A 1021-nucleotide genomic window follows, 5' to 3' on the forward strand; every position below is an offset into this window, starting at 1 on the left:
GCGCCGTAATCAGCAGGGTACTTATCGAAATCAAAACCAACTTTTAAGATGTAATCATCAAGCTTGATTACTGCTGTACCTGAGTGATCAGAATCTAATTGAAGCTTTTGGACTTCATAAACTGAAGGTGTGATCGTAGGGATAGCAACAGGTGGTTTGTATTCAGTTGAATCAGGGTTATAAGCGAATGCAATAACACCTGTAGTGAATAAGCCCGCAAGTGCTGCGACTTTAATAAAGCCAAAATGCTGTACACGATGTGTAACAGCGGGATTGATTGAATTGGGTTTTATGTTCATAATTGATCTCGCAGTTTCTGTAAAAGCACACATGATTTGATGGTCGGTGTGCTTTTTATTTTTTAATCAAGTTGACTTAGATCAACACCTGAAATTTCCAAGAATTTTTCATTGTTAAAATTCGGCAATGCTCGAATCAAATCACGATCTTCTTTTGATGCTTCTGTTACGGATTTTGTAAAAGCTTCTTTGTAGTCATATTTTTTCAGATAACCACCAGTGCATGAAAAACTTGGATTTTCCTGTTTTTCCACATCCGACATTTCAGATTCATCAATCCATTGAGTTAAATAAAAATATAAACAGTTTGGCTTATTTGCTTCATCCCACACTGACTTCATGCACGGTTTGTCAAAGACATTAATAATTTCAACTTCTTCAGTGTTAAAGAAACCATTGCTGAAATCCGCAGTGTTCCAGTTGCCAGTGTTGCGGTGACCAGTGTTGCGGTTGCCAGTGTTGCGGTTGCCAGTGTTGCAGTCTCCAGTGTTGCAGTCGCCAGTGTTCCAGTAGCCAGTGTTCCAGTCGCCAGTGTTGCAGTCGCCAGTGTTGCAGTCGCCAGTGTTGCGGTGACCAGTGTTGCAGTTGCCAGTGTTCCAGTTGCCAGTGTTGCGGTGACCAGTGTTGCGGTTTCCAGTGTTGCGGTTGCCAGTGTTCCAGTTGCCAGTGTTGCGGTTGCCAGTGTTCCAGTTGCCAGTGTTGCGGTTGCCAGTGTTGCAGTT

The 1021-nt window shown here is 42.5% G+C and carries 1 protein-coding gene and 2 pseudogenes; all 3 read right to left on the reverse strand.

What is annotated here, in order from left to right; translation table 11 throughout:
- A pseudogene (locus EXE10_RS21030) lies at nt 1–299 on the reverse strand (hypothetical protein); the annotation flags it as partial.
- Nucleotides 300–361: 62 nt separating this feature from the next.
- The gene (locus EXE10_RS22040) at nt 362–640 is read right to left on the reverse strand and encodes a hypothetical protein (RefSeq protein ID WP_228256880.1); all 279 of its coding nucleotides are present in this window, start codon (nt 638–640) and stop codon (nt 362–364) included.
- A gap of 120 nt (nt 641–760) precedes the next feature.
- Nucleotides 761–1021: pseudogene (locus tag EXE10_RS22045) on the reverse strand (hypothetical protein); the annotation flags it as partial.

The sequence above is a fragment of the Acinetobacter sp. WCHAc060033 genome, from assembly GCF_004209125.1.
GTDB lineage: Bacteria > Pseudomonadota > Gammaproteobacteria > Pseudomonadales > Moraxellaceae > Acinetobacter > Acinetobacter wuhouensis.